The organism is Corynebacterium urealyticum DSM 7109, assembly GCF_000069945.1.
In the GTDB taxonomy this organism is placed as follows: domain Bacteria; phylum Actinomycetota; class Actinomycetes; order Mycobacteriales; family Mycobacteriaceae; genus Corynebacterium; species Corynebacterium urealyticum.
Genome location: NC_010545.1, coordinates 1702337 through 1719126, shown reverse-complemented (window position 1 = coordinate 1719126; position 16790 = coordinate 1702337). Strand labels below are relative to the sequence as shown.

16 protein-coding genes and 1 pseudogene are annotated in these 16790 nt (G+C 62.2%); 13 read left to right on the top strand and 4 right to left on the bottom strand.

Features of this window, described 5'->3' with window-relative positions; genetic code table 11:
• Nucleotides 1–74: 74 nt before the first annotated feature.
• A complete protein-coding gene (locus CU_RS07435) occupies nt 75–1412 on the bottom strand; it encodes a nicotinate phosphoribosyltransferase (RefSeq protein ID WP_050816668.1) in 1338 nt (445 codons plus the stop codon).
• Nucleotides 1413–1614: 202 nt separating this feature from the next.
• Between CU_RS07435 and clpS the strand changes: the two genes are divergently transcribed.
• The 9 genes from clpS to CU_RS07390 all read left to right on the top strand — a co-directional run bounded on the left by clpS (nt 1615) and on the right by CU_RS07390 (nt 9307).
• Nucleotides 1615–1920: an ATP-dependent Clp protease adapter ClpS gene (gene clpS / locus CU_RS07430; protein WP_173362319.1), complete on the top strand. Its 306-nt coding sequence runs from the start codon at nt 1615–1617 to the stop codon at nt 1918–1920.
• Between the two features lie 44 nt (nt 1921–1964).
• Nucleotides 1965–2639 (top strand): DUF2017 domain-containing protein, encoded by a 675-nt coding sequence (locus CU_RS07425; protein WP_050816650.1) that lies wholly within the window; start codon nt 1965–1967, stop codon nt 2637–2639.
• A gap of 1 nt (nt 2640) precedes the next feature.
• A complete protein-coding gene (locus CU_RS07420; RefSeq protein ID WP_231837634.1) occupies nt 2641–3810 on the top strand; it encodes a P1 family peptidase in 1170 nt (389 codons plus the stop codon).
• A 68-nt stretch (nt 3811–3878) separates the two neighbouring features.
• Entirely contained in the window at nt 3879–4463 is a 585-nt protein-coding gene (locus CU_RS07415) for a rhomboid family intramembrane serine protease (RefSeq protein ID WP_012360715.1), read from the top strand.
• A gap of 109 nt (nt 4464–4572) precedes the next feature.
• On the top strand, nt 4573–5439 hold the full coding sequence (gene murI, locus CU_RS07410; protein WP_012360714.1) for a glutamate racemase: 867 nt from the start codon (nt 4573–4575) through the stop codon (nt 5437–5439).
• Between the two features lie 167 nt (nt 5440–5606).
• The gene (locus CU_RS07405; RefSeq protein WP_012360713.1) at nt 5607–6401 is read left to right on the top strand and encodes an MBL fold metallo-hydrolase; all 795 of its coding nucleotides are present in this window, start codon (nt 5607–5609) and stop codon (nt 6399–6401) included.
• A 21-nt stretch (nt 6402–6422) separates the two neighbouring features.
• Nucleotides 6423–7196, top strand: a complete 774-nt coding sequence (rph, locus tag CU_RS07400) for a ribonuclease PH (RefSeq protein ID WP_012360712.1) — start codon at nt 6423–6425, stop codon at nt 7194–7196.
• 34 nt (nt 7197–7230) lie between these two features.
• Nucleotides 7231–7869, top strand: a complete 639-nt coding sequence (locus CU_RS07395; RefSeq protein ID WP_012360711.1) for a non-canonical purine NTP pyrophosphatase — start codon at nt 7231–7233, stop codon at nt 7867–7869.
• An 82-nt stretch (nt 7870–7951) separates the two neighbouring features.
• The gene (locus CU_RS07390) at nt 7952–9307 is read left to right on the top strand and encodes an amidohydrolase (protein ID WP_012360710.1); all 1356 of its coding nucleotides are present in this window, start codon (nt 7952–7954) and stop codon (nt 9305–9307) included.
• 28 nt (nt 9308–9335) lie between these two features.
• Here CU_RS07390 and CU_RS07385 read toward each other — a convergent pair whose 3' ends face one another.
• Nucleotides 9336–9716, bottom strand: coding sequence for a DUF3817 domain-containing protein (locus CU_RS07385; protein WP_012360709.1), 381 nt, complete (start codon nt 9714–9716; stop codon nt 9336–9338).
• Nucleotides 9717–9770: 54 nt separating this feature from the next.
• On the bottom strand, nt 9771–10214 hold the full coding sequence (locus CU_RS07380; protein ID WP_012360708.1) for a hypothetical protein: 444 nt from the start codon (nt 10212–10214) through the stop codon (nt 9771–9773).
• A 470-nt stretch (nt 10215–10684) separates the two neighbouring features.
• Here CU_RS07380 and CU_RS07370 point away from each other — a divergent pair.
• Nucleotides 10685–11919 (top strand): IS3 family transposase gene (locus CU_RS07370; RefSeq protein ID WP_148264203.1). Its coding sequence is split into 2 segments (ribosomal slippage): nt 10685–10961 and nt 10961–11919, totalling 1236 coding nucleotides; the frame shifts between segments, so codons are not numbered across the junction.
• Nucleotides 11920–11966: 47 nt separating this feature from the next.
• On the opposite strand, the pseudogene CU_RS07365 reads toward CU_RS07370, so the two are convergent.
• A pseudogene (locus CU_RS07365) lies at nt 11967–12887 on the bottom strand (IS256 family transposase); the annotation flags it as partial.
• 120 nt (nt 12888–13007) lie between these two features.
• On the opposite strand from CU_RS07365, the gene CU_RS07360 reads away from it, so the two are divergent.
• The 3 genes from CU_RS07360 to CU_RS10645 all read left to right on the top strand — a co-directional run bounded on the left by CU_RS07360 (nt 13008) and on the right by CU_RS10645 (nt 16773).
• Nucleotides 13008–14357, top strand: a complete 1350-nt coding sequence (locus CU_RS07360; protein WP_012360705.1) for an IS256 family transposase — start codon at nt 13008–13010, stop codon at nt 14355–14357.
• A gap of 216 nt (nt 14358–14573) precedes the next feature.
• A complete protein-coding gene (locus tag CU_RS10360; RefSeq protein WP_012360704.1) occupies nt 14574–16091 on the top strand; it encodes an LGFP repeat-containing protein in 1518 nt (505 codons plus the stop codon).
• A gap of 349 nt (nt 16092–16440) precedes the next feature.
• Nucleotides 16441–16773 (top strand): hypothetical protein, encoded by a 333-nt coding sequence (locus CU_RS10645; RefSeq protein WP_141759501.1) that lies wholly within the window; start codon nt 16441–16443, stop codon nt 16771–16773.
• The last annotated feature ends 17 nt before the right edge of the window (nt 16774–16790 follow it).

Here is a 16790-nt window from a genome sequence, read left to right as displayed (position 1 = left end):
CTTCTTCTACGAGTAACGGGAAAGGTACTGGTGGCCGGGCTGGGAAAGGGGTGACCGGGCCGATTGCCGGTCAGCTAGTTCTGGGCCCGCGGTACGTGGCGGACGCTGATCACCGGCTCGTCGCGGGACAGGGCCAGGCCCTCCCACGGTAGGGAGATCAACCGATCGGCCAGCAGCTGGCGGGAGTCCTCAAGGGTCGGCAGGCCATCCACTGGCTCGCCATCGCGGATGAGTGGGACGGAAAGCTCGATGGCACCGAGGATGCCGGTATCCGGGCGGGCCTCGCCGAAGGGGAAGGTGATCTCCTCGACGGCGGTGCCGGTGTCTCGGCAGGTGCGGATAGCTGCCTTCGCCCCGCCCCGCGAGTCCTTGCCGCGGGAGCGCTTGGCCACCGGTGCTCCTTCGACCTCGACGAGCTTGTAGACCAGGCCGGCGGTCGGCGCCCCGGAGCCGGTGACCACGGAGGTGCCCACACCGAAGCCATCCACCGGCTCGCTGCGCAGCGCGGCGATGGAGAATTCGTCCATATCGCTGGAGACGATGATCTTTGTGTTGTGGGCGCCCAGGGAATCCAGCTGGTCGCGGACCTGCTGGGCGAGCACACCAAGGTCGCCGGAGTCGATGCGCACCCCGCCGAGCTCCGGGCCGGCCACGCGGATGGCGGTCTCCACGCCTTCGGCGATGTCATAGGTGTCGACCAGCAAGGTGGTGCCCACGCCGTGCGCGGCGATCTGCGCCCGGAAGGCGGCCTCCTCGTCGGTGGTTCCGTCCGGGTGGGTGTGCAGCAGCGTCCAGGCATGCGCCGCGGTGCCGGAGGCGGGGATGTTGTAGCGGAAGGCTGCCTCCAGGTTCGAGGTGGCGTCGAAGCCAGCGAGGTAGGCGGCGCGGGCGCTGGAGACCGCGGCGTACTCGTGGGTGCGGCGGCTGCCCATCTCGATGATGGGTCGGCCGTTGGCGGCGGTGACCATGCGGGCGGCCGCGGAGGCCACGGCGGAGTCCGCGTTGAGGATGGAGAGGATCACCGTCTCCAGGATGACGCATTCGGCGAAGGTGCCGCGCACGGTGAGGATCGGGGAGTGCGGGAAGTAGACCTCGCCCTCCAGGTAGCCGTCCACCTGCCCTCGGAAGCGGTAGTTGCGCAAGTACTCCAGGGTCTCGGGCTGCAGGAAGTCCAGGTTTTCCAGCTGGGCTTCGGTGAAAACGAAGTCCCGGATCGCGCGGAGGACGCGCTCGGTGCCGGCGACGACCCCGTAGCGGCGCTCGTTGGGAAGGCGGCGGGTGAAGACCTCGAAGGCGCACTGCTTCTCGGCGGTGCCGTCCTGCAGCGCGGCTTCCAGCATGGTCAGCTCGTATTTATCGGTGAGCAGGGCGGAGGAGCGCGGTGCAGAGAGGTATGGGTCGAGGTGGCCGATCGAGCCGTAGGCGGCGTCTTGTTGTGGGTTCTGGGTTGTGGAAGACAAGTGGATCCCTACGCGTTTTCTTCTTCAGGTGGTGCCGTGGCCGATGAGTGGCCTCGGCGAATACTCACACTCTAGCGAGCGGTGCGGACAGGCAAAGAAATATTCCACCGCGATGCCTTCGCCGCCCCGGCGTGGCGACGGTATCCTTGGGGGCATGACTTCCCCGGCTGCACCAAGCGCAACCCCAGTTGCGGAAAAACGACCCGAGACCCTGACGGATGCCGATCTGCCGTGGCAGTGCATCTGTTGGGATGATCCCGTCAATCTCATGAGCTACGTGACCTACGTCTTCGAAACCGTGCTCGGTTACTCCCGCAAGAAGGCCACCGAGCTGATGATGCGAGTCCACACCGAGGGCAAGGCCGTGGTCTCGTCTGGTGAGCGCGATAAGGTCGAGGGAGATGTCAAGAAGCTCCACACAGCGGGCCTGTGGGCCACGATGGAGCAGGCAACGGGCTAGAACGGGCTAGTAAGCACCCGCGAGGTGAGGAGGACTCCCCACAGATGGAACCGTGGAAGAAGAAGACCGGCATGCTGCGTGGCACGCGCTTTGTCACCCAGCTCAACCCCCTGGAGCGGGAGACCCTGGGTAACTGCGCCGCCACCGTCGCCGATGCCCTGATGGAGCGGGTGCGCACCGCGCCGAAGGATGAGCTGGCGGAGCTGACCGGCATGGCCAGCGGCCACTCGGAGCGCCCGAGCAGCCCGGCGCTTGCCCGACTCCTGCCGGACTTCTTCGCAGACGGCGCCGAGAAGGTCGAGGGAGATGCCGCGCTAACCCGGCAGCTCAACGAGACCGAGATCATCAAAAATAAGCTGATGAACCTCGCGCTCATCGCAGAGCACATCGGCCCGGATGGCTCGGTGAACATCACCCTGAGCCAGGAGGAAGTCCAGCCCTGGCTCTCGGCTATCAACGACGTGCGGAACTACTATCACGAGCTCTGCCAGCCCGCGCTGCACGGACTTGAGGGACCGGATCGGGTTGACGCGGCCAAGGAGCTGACCTCCTGGCTGGCTTTTCACCAGGACAGCCTGCTGCGCGCGATGATGGGGGAGCCGCCGGCGGAGATGATGGACAACCCCGACGCTGACGGTCCGCAGAACCCAGACGACGGCAGTGGCCAGGGGCCGAAGGGGAAACCCGGCCCAGATGGTCGCCCGACAGGCGAGTTTTAGGATGTCCACCGAATTGTTCGCCGCCCAGCCGGGGCCCAGCAACTCCCTTATGGACGTCCGTGGCCTCGGCGTGGGCCACGCGATCAGTGAGGGTGGCGCTGGAGACTCTGGGGCCACGATTATCGCCGTACCCGCCGGGGCAGTTGCCTCGGTCGACGTGCGGGGTGGCGGGCCCGGCACCCGCGAGACGGATCTGCTGGAGCCACACAATACGGTCGACCGGGTTCACGCCATCGCACTGTGCGGCGGCTCCGCCTACGGCCTCGCCGCCGCCGACGGTGCGATGGCCGCCCTGGAGGCAGCGGGCATCGGCTTCCCCGTGCTGGGGGAGGAGGCGCCTGAGAAGATCGTGCCGATCGTGCCAGGTGCTGTGATCTTCGACCTGCTGCTGGGTCGCTGGGGCTCCCGCCCTAGCGCGGCGACCGGCGCGGCGGCCGCCGAGGTCGCGCTGCGCAGCGCGAGCATCGCCCGCGACGGGGAATCAGTAGCCGGGCAGGGCGACGATGATTCTGCACTTGCCGCCGCTACCGCATCGGGCAATCTCGGTGCGGGGTTGGGCGCCTCCGCCGGCGCCCTGAAGGGCGGATTCGGGCAGGCCAGCGCGGTGCTCCCGGAGCTGCCGGGCGAGCTGGCGGCGCTCAGCGGGGCGACGGTGGCCGCGGGTATCGTCGTCAACCCGCAGGGCGCGGTCTTTAACCCCGCCTCCGGGCGACTGTGGGGTTTCGACTCGGAGCTGGCCGGTGAGTTCGGCGCGGCGTCGACCACGCCGGTCTCCGACGAGGCCGCGGCGCACTTGCGCGGAATGAACCTCGCGGGCACCAAGTTCCCCGCACCGGGCGACGGGCAGCCCGGTAGCGACAGCCCACAGCTGAACACCACCATTGGCGTGGTCGCAACGGACGCCCCGCTCACCAAGGCGCAGGCCAAGCGCCTGGCACTCTCCGCCCACGACGGCCTGGCGCGCGCGATCCGCCCGGCCCACATGCCCATGGACGGGGATACCCTCTTCGGGCTGGCCACCGGCACCCGGAGTGGCAGCGTGGACGCCGTCGGCATGTCGGTGCTCGCCGCCACGGCCGCCAACTGCGTGGAACGGGCCATCGTGCACGCCGTGCTGGCGGCAGAGCCCGCCTACGAGCATCCCTCCTGGCGCAGTATCGTGGGCTGTTAAAGAGCCCCACGGCGTTACCCCGTCACCGCGCCGGGGTGATGCCATCCCTCAAGTTCAGGAGCCTGAACATGCAGAACCTCGCTTTCGCCCTGCGGCTCGTGGGAGTGGCCTGGATTGTCCAGGTCATCAACATGATGCTGGGCTACGGGCTTAACGCCTTCGGCATCCGGCCCGGCGACCCTTACGGCCTCCTGGGCGTGTTCGCCGCGCCTTTTCTGCACGGGGGCTGGGATCACCTCATCGCCAACTCCATGACTGCGGTTGTGCTGATCACGATGATCTGCTGGTCAGGCAGACGCGTCTTTTGGCGCAGCTCCCTGATCATCCTGCTCGCCAGCGGGGTGGGGACCTGGCTCATTGGTGGTGCGGGCACCGTTCACGTGGGCGCCTCCGGCATGATCTACGGCTGGGTCGCTTTTCTCATCACCCGGGGGCTCTTCACCAAGAAGCTCAGCCAGCTGGCCGGTGGGGTCGTGGTGCTGTTGCTCTACGGCTCCCTGTGGACCGGGATTCTACCCACCGACCAGGCTATTAGCTGGCAGGGGCACCTCTGCGGGGCGCTGGCCGGCATTCTCGCCGCCTGGCTGATGCCGAAGATGCCCACCGCCACCCGTGCCGTGCGCACCGCAGGCCGTGCCTCCCTCGGCATGTAGCCACGGCCGACCAACCCCAGGACGCGGCCGGCGCACGGTTGCTTGGGGCCGTGAGCGACGTCATTAAACTAAAACAGCGAGAACGACGAAGGAAGGACCGAGTAAGCACATGGCGGAGCAGGCGGACGGCGGCAGCGCGGCAGGCAGTACCCCGGAACAGGAATCCCACAACAACGCGCCCATCGGGATCTTCGACTCCGGGGTCGGCGGGCTCACCGTGGCGCGCACGATCGTGGACCTTCTGCCGCATGAATCCATCATCTACATCGGGGACACCGCGAACTCGCCTTATGGGGATAAGACGATCGCGCAGGTCCGCGAGTACGCCCGCATGGTCGCCGACGAGCTGGTTGCCCGCGGGGTGAAGATGATCGTCATCGCCTGCAACACCGCCTCCGCCGCCTTCATGCGCGACGCCCGCGAGCGCTACCCGATCCCGGTCGTCGAGGTCATCCTCCCCGCGGTTCGTCGCGCCGTATCCGCATCCCGGAACAACCGCATCGGCCTGATCGGGACGCAGGCGACGGTGACCTCCGGGGCCTATCAGGACCTCTTCGCCGCAAGTCCGGACGTTACCGCCGTTGCCCAGGCATGCCCGCAGTTCGTGCCCTTCGTGGAGCGGGGGATCACCTCGGGTCGCCAGATCCACGCGTTGGCGGAGGGGTACCTCGAGCCGCTGAAGGAGGCCGGGGTGGACACCGTGGTGCTGGGGTGCACGCACTACCCGCTGCTCACCGGGGTGGTCCAGTTCGTCATGGGGGAGGACGTCACGCTGGTGAACTCCGCGGAGGAGACCGCGAAGATGGTCTACCGCACGCTGGCGGAAAGCGGGCAGCTGGCGGATAACGACCCGGAGCGCCAGGCCACCTTGTCCTTCGAATCCACCGGGGACCCGCACCGCTTCGCGCAACTCGCACAGCGCTTCTTGGGGCCGAAGATCACGAGTGTGTCGCAGATCCCGGAGCTGCTGCGCTAGTCCCTGCGCTAACCCCTGCGCTAACCCTTGGGGCGCGACGGAATCGCTCCGGAGTTGGTCCTGGACAGCCCGGAAACCGCCCCGCTGAAGGAAACCTGATCTAAAGCTTGCCCAAATATCGAAAAACGCCGGGCATCGTGAAACAATATCCACTTATGGAGATGCTTGTGTTGGGTTGTTCCGGAAGCGTGCCCGGCCCCTCGGCCGCGGCCTCGGGGTATTTCCTGCGCAGCGCAGCGGGTGAGGGCGTGGTCGTGGACCTGGGCTCGGGGGTGCTCAAGCAGATGCAGCGCTATGAGGGGATCGATCCCTCCGACTGCCACGTCGTCCTCTCCCACATGCACGCCGACCACTGCTCGGACGTCCCGAGCCTGCTGGTGTGGCGCCGCTACCACCCCTTTGCGCCGGCGAGTACCCGCCACAAGCTGATCGGGCCGAGTATTGCCGCCAAGCACATCGGGCAAGCAAGCGCCGACTCCCCGGAGGCGCCGGACGACCTCACCGACACCTTCGAGGTCCTTGACCACGTTGTCGGGCCGGAGAGCGATTTCGATGCCGAGACCTGGCCGCATCACACAATCGGTGACCTGCGGATCTATGCGGTGGACGCCATTCACCCCACCGAGGCCTACATTATCCGCTTCGAGGACTCCTCCGGCTTCTCCGTGGTCTACAGCGGGGACACCGCGCCAACCCCGGCCCTGGCGCGCATCGCCGCGGGGGCGGACGTCCTCGTCTGCGAGGCAACCTGGGGCGATGGGGGAGCGACCATGCCGGAGGGCATGCACCTCTCCGGCGCGGAGGCCGGCGAGGCCGCCCAGGCAGCGGGCGTGGGTCGGCTCGTTTTGACCCACATTCCGCCATGGGGGGATAAGGCCGCCACCGTCGCAGCAGCCGCCCGCCACTACACGGGCCCCATCGAGGTTGCCCGGCCGGGTCTGCGCATCAGCGAGCAGCACTAAGCGCCCGCTACACTGGCTGGCATGTCTAATACGCCAGAACAAAGCACCCATACCCGCGCCGATGGACGCAGCGTCGACCAGCTGCGCGACATCCGAATCACCCGCCGGTTCACCACCAACCCGGCAGGCAGCGTGCTCGTCGAATTCGGGAACACCCGGGTGATGTGCACCGCCAGCGTGGAGCTCGGCGTGCCACGCTTCAAGCGGGACTCCGGCGAGGGCTGGCTGACCGCGGAGTACGCGATGCTGCCCTCTGCTACCCACGAGCGCATGCCGCGCGAGTCCATGCGGGGCAAGGTCAAGGGCCGCACCCACGAGATTTCCCGCCTGGTTGGCCGCGCCCTGCGCGCCGCCGTGGATCTGACCGAGCTGGGGGAGAACACCATCGCCATCGACTGCGATGTCCTGCAGGCCGACGGTGGCACCCGCACCGCCGCGATCACCGGTGCCTACGTCGCCCTCGCCGATGCCCTGGCCTACCTGCAGGAGCAGGGTGTCGTGCCGGGCAAGCCGCTGCGCGCCCCCGTCGCCGCCGTCTCCGTGGGCATCATCGATGGCGTGGCCTGCCTCGACCTGCCCTATGAGGAGGACTCGCGGGCGGACGTGGACATGAACGTCGTGATGACCAAGGCCGGCCGCTTCGTAGAGATCCAGGGCACTGGCGAGGCCGCGGAGTTCGACCGCGCGGAGCTCAACACGATGCTGGACCTGGCAGAAGGTGGTCTGCACCAGCTGATCGAGCTGCAAGAGCGCGCGCTGAATACCGACCCGGCTTCGGGCCCGGTCACGCTCTAGAAACCCCCCACAGACCACGCGGAAGGAGGACGCAATGCAGGTGCTGGTGGCGTCCAGAAATAAGAAGAAGCTCGCGGAGCTGCAGCGGGTGCTCGCGGCGGCGAACGTCGAGGGCATCGAGCTGCTCAGCCTCGCGGACGTGCCGGAGTATCCGGAGACCCCGGAGACTGGCGCGACGTTTGAGGCCAACGCCCGGATCAAGGCCCTCGACGGGGTGCGGAATGCTGGCCTGCCCACCGTTGCGGATGATTCCGGCCTCGCTGTCGACGCACTCAACGGCATGCCCGGGGTGCTGTCTGCCCGCTGGTGCGGTGCCCACGGGGAGGACGCCGAGAACAACCGGCTGCTGCTAGCCCAGCTCTCCGATGTTCCCGACGACCGACGTGGCGCCCGATTCGTCTCCTCCTGCGTGCTCGCTGTTCCCGCCGAAATTGCCGACGCCGCCGACCTGGAGCCCGAGGTGGCAGTCACCGGCGAGTGGGAGGGCCGGATTCTGCGTGCTGAGCAGGGCACCAACGGCTTCGGCTACGACCCGCTCTTCGAACCTGCGGAAGCGCCGGGCCAGTCCTCGGCTGAGCTCACCCCGGAGCGTAAGGACGAGCTCTCCCACCGCGGCAAGGCGCTGCAGCAGCTGGTCCCGGCGCTGCGTGTGCTGGCTCAGTCCGCGCAGTAGACCAGCCAGGTCCCGCCCGAGCGAAAACGCCACCGGGGCACCCAGCGCGCAATAAGTTCGAACGCAAGAAAGGAAGTGCACCGTGACCCCTCCATCCACCCCGAGCACGATCGTCGCCAACGCTGCGGCGGATCTGAGCTGGCAGGAGGACCTCTATAAGTACCTCCACGCCCACCCAGAGCTCTCTGGGGCGGAGGAGCAGACAGCCCAGCGCATCGAGGAGGAGCTGCGGCGCTTCCCCGACTGGGCGGTCACGACCGGCATCGGCGGCTACGGCATCACCGCGGTGCTGCGCAACGGCGACGGCCCGACGGTGCTGATGCGCGCGGACTTCGATGGCCTGCCCGTCGCCGAAGCCACCGAGGTGGACTACGGCTCGAAGCATTCCCAGCTCAACGCGGAGGGCCAGCGAGTGCCGACGATGCACGCCTGCGGCCACGACCACCACACCAGCTCGCTGCTGGGTGCCATGGCGATCCTGGATGCGACGCGGCAGGACTGGTCCGGCACCGTCATCGCGCTCTTTCAGCCCGCGGAGGAGGCCGCGGTGGGTGCGCACCGCATGGTCTCCGATGGGCTGGACCAGATCATTCCGCGCCCGGATGTGTGCCTGGCTCAGCACGTCGTCGCGGGGCCTGCGGGCGAGATCTACACCGCGCCGGGCCCGGTGATGACCTCCTCGACCACCATCGAGATCACCCTGTACGGGCGCGGCGCGCACGCCTCTATGCCGCACCGTTCGGTCGACCCGGTGGTGCTGGCCGCATCCACCGTGATGCGCCTGCAGACGATCGTGTCCCGGGAGGTTCCGCCAGGCCAGTTCGCCGTGGTCACGGTCGCGTCCGTGGAGGCGGGTAAGGCCAATAACGTGATCCCGGACTCGGCGAAGATCTCTCTGAGCTGCCGCTTCTACGACGAGGATCTGCGCAAGCGCGTGGTGGCCGCGATCAAGCGGATCGTGCGCGCCGAGGCTCAGGCAGCGGGCGCGGATCGGGAGCCGAGCTTTAAATTCGTCGGCATGCTGGGGGCGACCGACAATGCGGCCGAGGCCTTCGAGACCGTGCGGCCCGCCTTCGACGAGCGCTTCAGCAAGAACAGCCTGGACATGGAGCCGTGGACGGCCTCCGAGGATTTCTCGGTGATCCCGAAGCACTTCGGGGTGCCTTATCTGCTGTGGACCGTGGGCATTACGCCGCGGCGCCAGTGGCAGCGGGCCGAGGAAGCGGGCCGGCTAGATATCGATATTCCGACGAACCACAACCCGGGCTTCCTGCCTGATCTGGGGACGCTGCCGGTGGCCACGGAGGCCGCGGCGGTCGCGATTCTGGCCTGCCTGCAGCGCAGCTGGCCGGATACCTCCAGCCCGGAAGAGTTGCGCCAGCAGCCGACGCAAAAAGAAATCGCCGCGGCGCAGATCGAAACTGCACCGGGCGATTAATCCAGGCGGGGGGATTGCCCCCCCGGGCTTAGCTCAGCGCGAAGGCTTTCTTCACCTCGACGCGACGCTTGTGCTCGACGAAGAAGCTCAGCAGCGGGACCACGCCGGCGAGGATGGTGGTCAGCCACTTGCTGGGCTCCCAGCGCGCCTTTGTGCCCAGGTCCAGGCAGGTGATGCAGTAGAGCATGAAGAAAATGCCGTGAGCTGGGCCGATATAGGAGAACCAGGCCGGGGTGTTATCGCTGCCCAGGATCAGGTACTTGAAGATCATCTCCACGACCAGCACGAGCAGCCAGATACCGGTGGCGATCGCCATGACCGAGTACCACTTCAGGGCCTTAGCGACCCGTTGCTGGCGTGCCGGGTGGATCTTGGCGCCCGCTGGCTGGGGCGAGGCTGGCTGCGTCATCTCTTGTTCTCCCTCTACGGTTGGGTGGATTATCGGGAATCGGGCGTGCGGGCGCTAGCCCTCGTTGGCCTGGCGCTTCCTTCGTTCTTCCTGGGCTGGTAGCGGTGCCGAGCGGGCATCCCGCCTGCGGTGATCCTCGAAAACCTCCGCGGTCTCGGATTCCCTCGTTGCGCTGGGGGCCAGGAAGTCTTCCGGGACCTCGGTGAGCTGGTCTTCCGCGTATTTTTCGACGGCGGCCTCGTCGTCGCCGAGTAGGCGCTCCCGCTCGTATTCGATGTACTTGCGGTAGGTGACGATAAGGAAGATGCCGAAGATCGGCCACTGGAGCGCATAGCCCAAGTTCTGGAAGGAGCCGCTGGTGGATTGCCAGCGTTCATATTGCCACCACGCGAGTAGCAGCGTGGCGATGACGCCGAGTGCGAGAAAGATGATCTGCACAATGCGCACGCGCAGGGGAAAGGGCTCCTGCGGATCCTGGTTTTCGCGCGATTCCTTCACAACTCCCGAGTCTACCCACGGCGGGGGCGAATCCAAATGACCGCCGGATGAGAAAATCCGGCGGTCACGAGGGAAAATATGGTGCGCCTGGGGAGACTTGAACTCCCCGATATATCCTAGATCAGACAAACAACCGCCCGCTGACCCTTCGGTTTGTACACTGCATATCGCTCTACCTCATACCCATTACGCCGCACGCGGTGGGAAAACAGAAAAAGAGATGTGCCCCCGCCCCGCGCCACTGAACTGCTCCCCGTTAGTTGGACTGAGAAATCAGCTACTAACTGGTGGGGAGCGGTTTTCCGCTCAGAGCACGAAATCCGCTGAGCGAAGATCAACGCGAGTAGTAAGTGGCCAGTTCTGGCCAGATCATGGGACACCAGCGCGCTGCAAACAGAGTCAGGGTGTCGAAGTGCGCATTGAAGGGTCCCAGGTTTTGTTCCGTTTGAGTAGATGGGAAAATCTGGAACATGCCGAAGAAATTTGACCAGGATGCCAAGGATCGGGTGGTCCGCCTTGTTGAGGACCGCATCCTGGCGGAGGGGATCTCCATGCAGGAAGCGTGCAAGATCGTGGCCCCGAAACTGGGTGTCTCATGGCATACTGCCCGGCAGTGGGCTCAGGCGGCCCGTCGCGAAGGCAGGGCAATTGATCCTTTACCTGAAGATCTCGTTGCAGAGGTGGCCAAGATGCGTCGTGAGAATCAGGAGCTTCGCGACACTAACGAGTTATTGAAGGCCGCGTCAGCTTTTTTCGTGTCGGAACTCGACCCCAAACGTCGGAAATGATCCAGTTCATCGATGAACACCGGGATCGTTTCACAGTCGAGTTCATCTGTCAGACGTTGAAGAGCAATCGGCAAGGTGGCTTCATTTCCTCACGCGGATACCGTCAGTCAAAAGCCCGGGGATTAAGTACCCGCAGCCTTCGTGACGCCGCACTGACAAGGCATATTGCCGAGGTCCATGAAGAAAACTACGCAGTCTATGGTATCCGCAAGATGTGGCATGCTCTACGCCGTGAAGGAATCGACATCGGCCGTGAGCAAACCGCTCGCCTGATGCGCCTTGCTGGAGTCAGTGGAAAAGGTAAAGGCCGGTTGCCTGTGACAACTCGCAGGTCCAAGGGCTCGGATAATCGCCCTGACTTGGTGGGCCGTGATTTTCGTGCCGCTGGACCGAATCGGTTATGGGTGGCTGACATTACCTACGTCCGTACCGGTAATGGGTTCGTCTACACCGCTTTTGTCACCGATGTGTACTCCCGCAAAATTGTCGGATGGGCATTATCAGATACGATGCGCACGGAAGCGTTGCCACTACAAGCACTCAACCAGGCGATTGTATGCGCAAAGGAAACAACGGGACTGATTCACCATTCAGACCACGGCTCGCAGTATGTGAGCATTGTCTACAATGAGCGCCTTGCTGAGCATGGAATCACTGCCTCTACTGGGACAGTCGGTGACTCCTACGACAATGCTTTGGCCGAGAACGTCAACGGTTCTTACAAAAATGAGCTCATTCATAGGCGGTCGTGGACTGACGTGGTTGATGTTGAGATCGCGACGTTTGAGTGGGTCTCGTGGTGGAACGAATCACGGCTTCACCAAAGTCTCGGCTACCGTACGCCGACAGAGGTAGAAGGAGAGTTTTGGACTGGCAATCCAAATCACGAGAAAATAGAAATCAAGGCGAATGCCTAGGAACAAAACCCGGAGCACTTCAACTCTTCTAGATAGGCCGCAACCTACGGGAACTTTGGTTCCAGTAGATCAACGACTTCGCGGGCTTGTCCCCAGGTGGATTGAGCGTCGGGTTGCTGGAAGATTGTCTGGAACATCGCAGAGACCATCGGCCACTGTGTCTTCGGGACCTTTTCGTAGAGGTTTTTCGCGAAATGGGTGCGACAGCGCTGCCACGACGCATCGGGCAGCACGTCAGAAATGGCGTGCTGGATGCCCTCATGAGCATCACTGGTGATAAGGAAAACACCGCGAAGCCCGCGGGCTTTTAAGTCCTGAAAGAAGCCTTTCCACGACGCGTTGGATTCCGCGGTGGCGACATGCATGCCGAGCATTTCGCGATAGCCGTCGGCGTTGACCCCGGTGGCCAAAAGGACGCAGCATGTAACCACCCGGCCGCCTTCCCGCACCTTGATCGCGAGTGCGTCGCACGACAGGTAGGCATACCCACCGGGATCCAGGGGGCGGTTTTTGAAATCTGCGACCATCGCGTCGAGTTCTTCCGACATCCGCGAGACGTGCGATTTCGACATGTTGGAAATCCCTAGCGTTGCCACCAGATCGTTTATTCGGCGGGTGGAAACCCCTTTGAGATAGCAGGTTGCGATCACGGTCGATAGTGCGCGTTCGGCACGTGAGCCTCGCTCGAGCAGCCAGTCCGGGAACAACGCGCCGTGGCGCAGCTTCGGCACTGCCACATCGATTGTGCCGACTCTGGTGTCGAGGTCGCGGTGACGGTACCCGTTGCGGTGGTTGACCCGTTCGGTGGAAGCAACACCGTATTCAGCCCCGCACACGGTATCAGCCTGGGCGGAGAGGATCTGGTTGATAAACCCTTGCAGCATCTGCCGCATCAGATCCGGCGACGCTTGGGTCAGCACATCATCCAGATAGGTTGTCGGGTCGATAGAATGCGGAGCAGCGGTCATCGTCATGTGCCTTTCGGTGAGATGTGGTCGTGGAGTCGAAAGGTTACTGACGATGGCCGCCTCAGAGGGTGTCAGGAAGTTTGTGTGTGAGGCTCTGATCGAGAAGGAGTGTCACCGATAATGACTACTGTGTCACCGAAGAAAGGCCATGACCCGGCGAGGGTCAACGAGATCAGCGAGAAGCTGATGGAAAATCCTGAGCTGGCTAGCCTGATCAGCGAGCTGTCGACCTCCGCTGATGATGCAAGCGACCTGGTCAAAGGCTTGTTGCAGGCATCAATCAACGCTGGTCTGCAGGCGGAGATGGATGCGCATTTGGGCTATAGCCACTCCGACCGCAAGTCCAAAGCCCAGGTTGAACCCGTGCACGGCGGCAATCACCGCAACGGGTCGTACACCAAGACCGTCAGTTCTGGCTACGGCGCGGTGGAAGTGACCGTGCCCAGGGATCGTGCCGGCACGTTTGCTCCGAAGATGGTGCCCAAGGGCGCACGGCGGCTCACAGAGCTCGACGACATGATCGTCTCGCTATACGCCGGTGGGATGACAGTGCGCGATATTCAGCATCACCTCGCGACCACGCTCGGGGTGGATATGAGCCCGGATACGATCAGCACGATCACCGATGCGGTGTTAGACGAGGTCATGATCTGGCAAAACCGCCAGCTCGACGAGTTTTACCCGGTGATCTTCCTCGACGCGCTACGCGTGAAAATCCGTGACGGTCACCGCGTGGTCAATAAGGCCTGCTACATGGCGGTTGGTGTCGACATGGACGGCATCAAGCACATCCTGGGATTGTGGATTGCCGATAATGAAGGCGCTGCATTCTGGGCATCGGTGTGCGCGGATCTGGCCAACCGTGGCGTCCAGGACGTGTTCATCGTGTGCTGCGACGGGCTGAAAGGCTTGCCGGAAGCTGTCGAGGCAACCTGGCCGAATTCCATGGTGCAAACCTGCATTGTGCACCTGATTCGGGCTTCGAACCGGTGGGTGTCGCATCAGGACCGCAAATCTGTCTCCCGTGCGCTACGTGAGGTCTACACGGCCGCCAACGAGGACACCGCCCGCGACGCCCTGGACGCGTTCCAGGCCAGTGAACTGGGCCAGAGATACCCGCAATCGGTCAAAGTCTGGCGCGACGCCTGGGACCGGTTCGTGCCGTTTTTACAGTTCCCGCCAGCGGCCCGCCGGGTGCTCTACACCACGAATTCGATCGAATCGCTCAACGCTGAACTGCGTAAAGCTACCCGTAACCGCGGGCAATTCCCGAACGACACCGCGGCGCTGAAAACGCTGTGGCTGATGATCTGCAACATCGAAGACAAGCGCGCTGCCCAGCGAGCGAAGAAAGCAAAGCGCGACATCGAATGCAACGGCTATGTTGAAGGGGCGAAAGCCACCGGGTGGAAACAAGCCATCAACCAACTAGCTGTGGCATACCCCGACCGATTCGCGGACTACTTGTAAACCAAGCCCCCGCACACAAACAATCGGACACTCTCCCGCCTCACTATTTTCAAGGGCCCACCATCAGTAAGCGTTACACCACACTAAGGGACGCAACCGTAGTTTCCCTGGGATTTTGCAAGATTTTCCAACTAGTCAGCCATTTTTCATTCCCGAGATACGTTTCTCACACTAAGCTCATTTCTAACCATCCACTACAGCGAAAGATGCCCCACCATGGCCAGACCATCTCGCATTATCACCACTTTCCTATTCGCCATCACCCTCGGCATGGGGTTCACCCCTGCCGTGCAGGCTCACCCCACACAACCACCAACAACTACCAGTACACCAGCAGACAACCACGCTGATCAGGTCGCACCCGGACGAGAAAACCTAGAACCAACAGAACCGGGGTTCGACGACAACAACGTTGATAACCAAACAGGTAAGAACTGGCATCCCACCACCAACCCCAAAAGCAAAATCACTCCAGGGAAGATGCGTTCCGATAAAGAACAAATTCCCGGTGGATTCACGAAAGAACAAGCTAACCAAGCCGAAATCCAAGAGGCTAAAGAACAAGCCACGCAGACACGCTCTGGAGTACAGACGTTTGCCGCCGTTGATAACTGTCGGACGTATTGGCCTAGCCCTTTTAAAGTGTGCGGAAAAATCCGGGAAAAGTACGATTCCCTCGGTGGACCAAAGAGTTTCCTCACTTGGCCGAAGTCCAATGAACTCGGCGTTCCTGATGGTGTCGGACGTCGCAATGAGTTCGTCAACGGGTTCATCTACTGGCACCCCCAAACCGGCGCTCATCCGATTACCACGCACTTTTCTGTTGTTTGGGCCCGCAATGGCTGGGAGCGAGGTGAGCTGGGATACCCCACCACCGATGAATTCGCTTTGCCAGACGGAACCGGCCGGAAACAGTCTTTCTCAAAGGGACACATCTATGGATCCCTTGCTGGTCTAGCAGCTATCAAGGGTGCAATCTACGATAAGTGGCTGGAGACAGGTGCCGAACAAGGACAAATGCTCAGCTACCCAATCGAGGATGAGACATCAACTCCAGATGGAGTTGGAAAATTCAGCAGGTTTGTCTGGGGTTTTATCTACTGGTCTCCAGCAACCGGAGCCCATCCTATCTATGGTCCAGTTCTGTATGAATGGGCAAATAGCGGTTTCGAAAAAGGAAAATACGGGTATCCGACCGCAGACATCAAACCGACTAAAGACGGAGGGGATTTGCAGTATTTTCAGCGAGGGCTTATCCGGTCTCCTAATTTTCCTCTTCCGGCATACCAAGAAATATCAGCCTTCGGAGCCAGCCGGCCAGCCAGTAGATCAACTGATTCAGAGGAAGTTATCGGAGACAATTTTGATAGAATGCATGAGTGTATTGGCGGATATGACAACGGAAAACTTACCGTTTTTCACCACTCTGGCGTGAGTCTATACTGCAGGGATCTTTGGCATATTGCCGATAACCACATGCCCCCTCAAGAGGAGATAACGAGACAGGTTTGGGAAGACTTTCAAACCTGCGTAGCACATACGCTCCTATCACAAGAGTTCACCAATAAAACAAGCAGGCCTGGGACATACCTTAAAACAAGGTATAACACTTACTCTAAAGTCAGAAGCTACGCCATTGTATGGAGTAGCTCTTCTACCCTGCACAATGCCTACACGAATGACGACCGAGGCGGAAGGGATTGGGGAGGATGCCGAAAGTACCTACCACGATAATCACACTGTTTCCTGAAGAAGGGATGGATTGGGGACTATGGTCAGAAAGGGATGACATACAGCGCGAACGTGAAGACGATTTCCTTCAGCCATCTGACCTACACCTCAGCATTGGCCTAATCGAAATCTTAAAACGGTGGAACCGCACTTGGATCGAAAACTATGGATATGGTGTTGGTACGTCGTTTGTTTCTTGGTGGAGAGAGGGCTTTGACCTCAACAGCTGGCTACAAGAAGGGCTGTGGATTGCAAGACAGATAGAAGCAGAGGCTGATGTAACTGTCGATAGAAGATTCGCACACTATCTACACCGCCCCATCCCCCTAGTCCCTGCAAATAAAACATTGTCATGAAACACACCTACGTAATCATCTACCCCGACAATGCAAGACCCTCAGCAGTCTGGGGAGTAGATGAAGCAGAAGAAAACGCATTCTGTTCTGCAGCCCACCAAGCTTTAAAAAGTTCACCCCATACCTTCGATGGATGGATCAGAGAATGGCGGAAAAATTTTCAAAGCGACGGCAGAGTTGGTGTCGCTCAGCGATGGAACAGCAGTTTTGATCCTCTCCAATGGATTGCTGACGGAGAAAGACTTTCCTCTGTAATTGAAGCCAATACGAACTACCGCATAGTGCGAGCTTTTAAGGCCTACGCCCGTAATCCTAAAACGGTTGGATAAGAATAAAACTAAGAAAA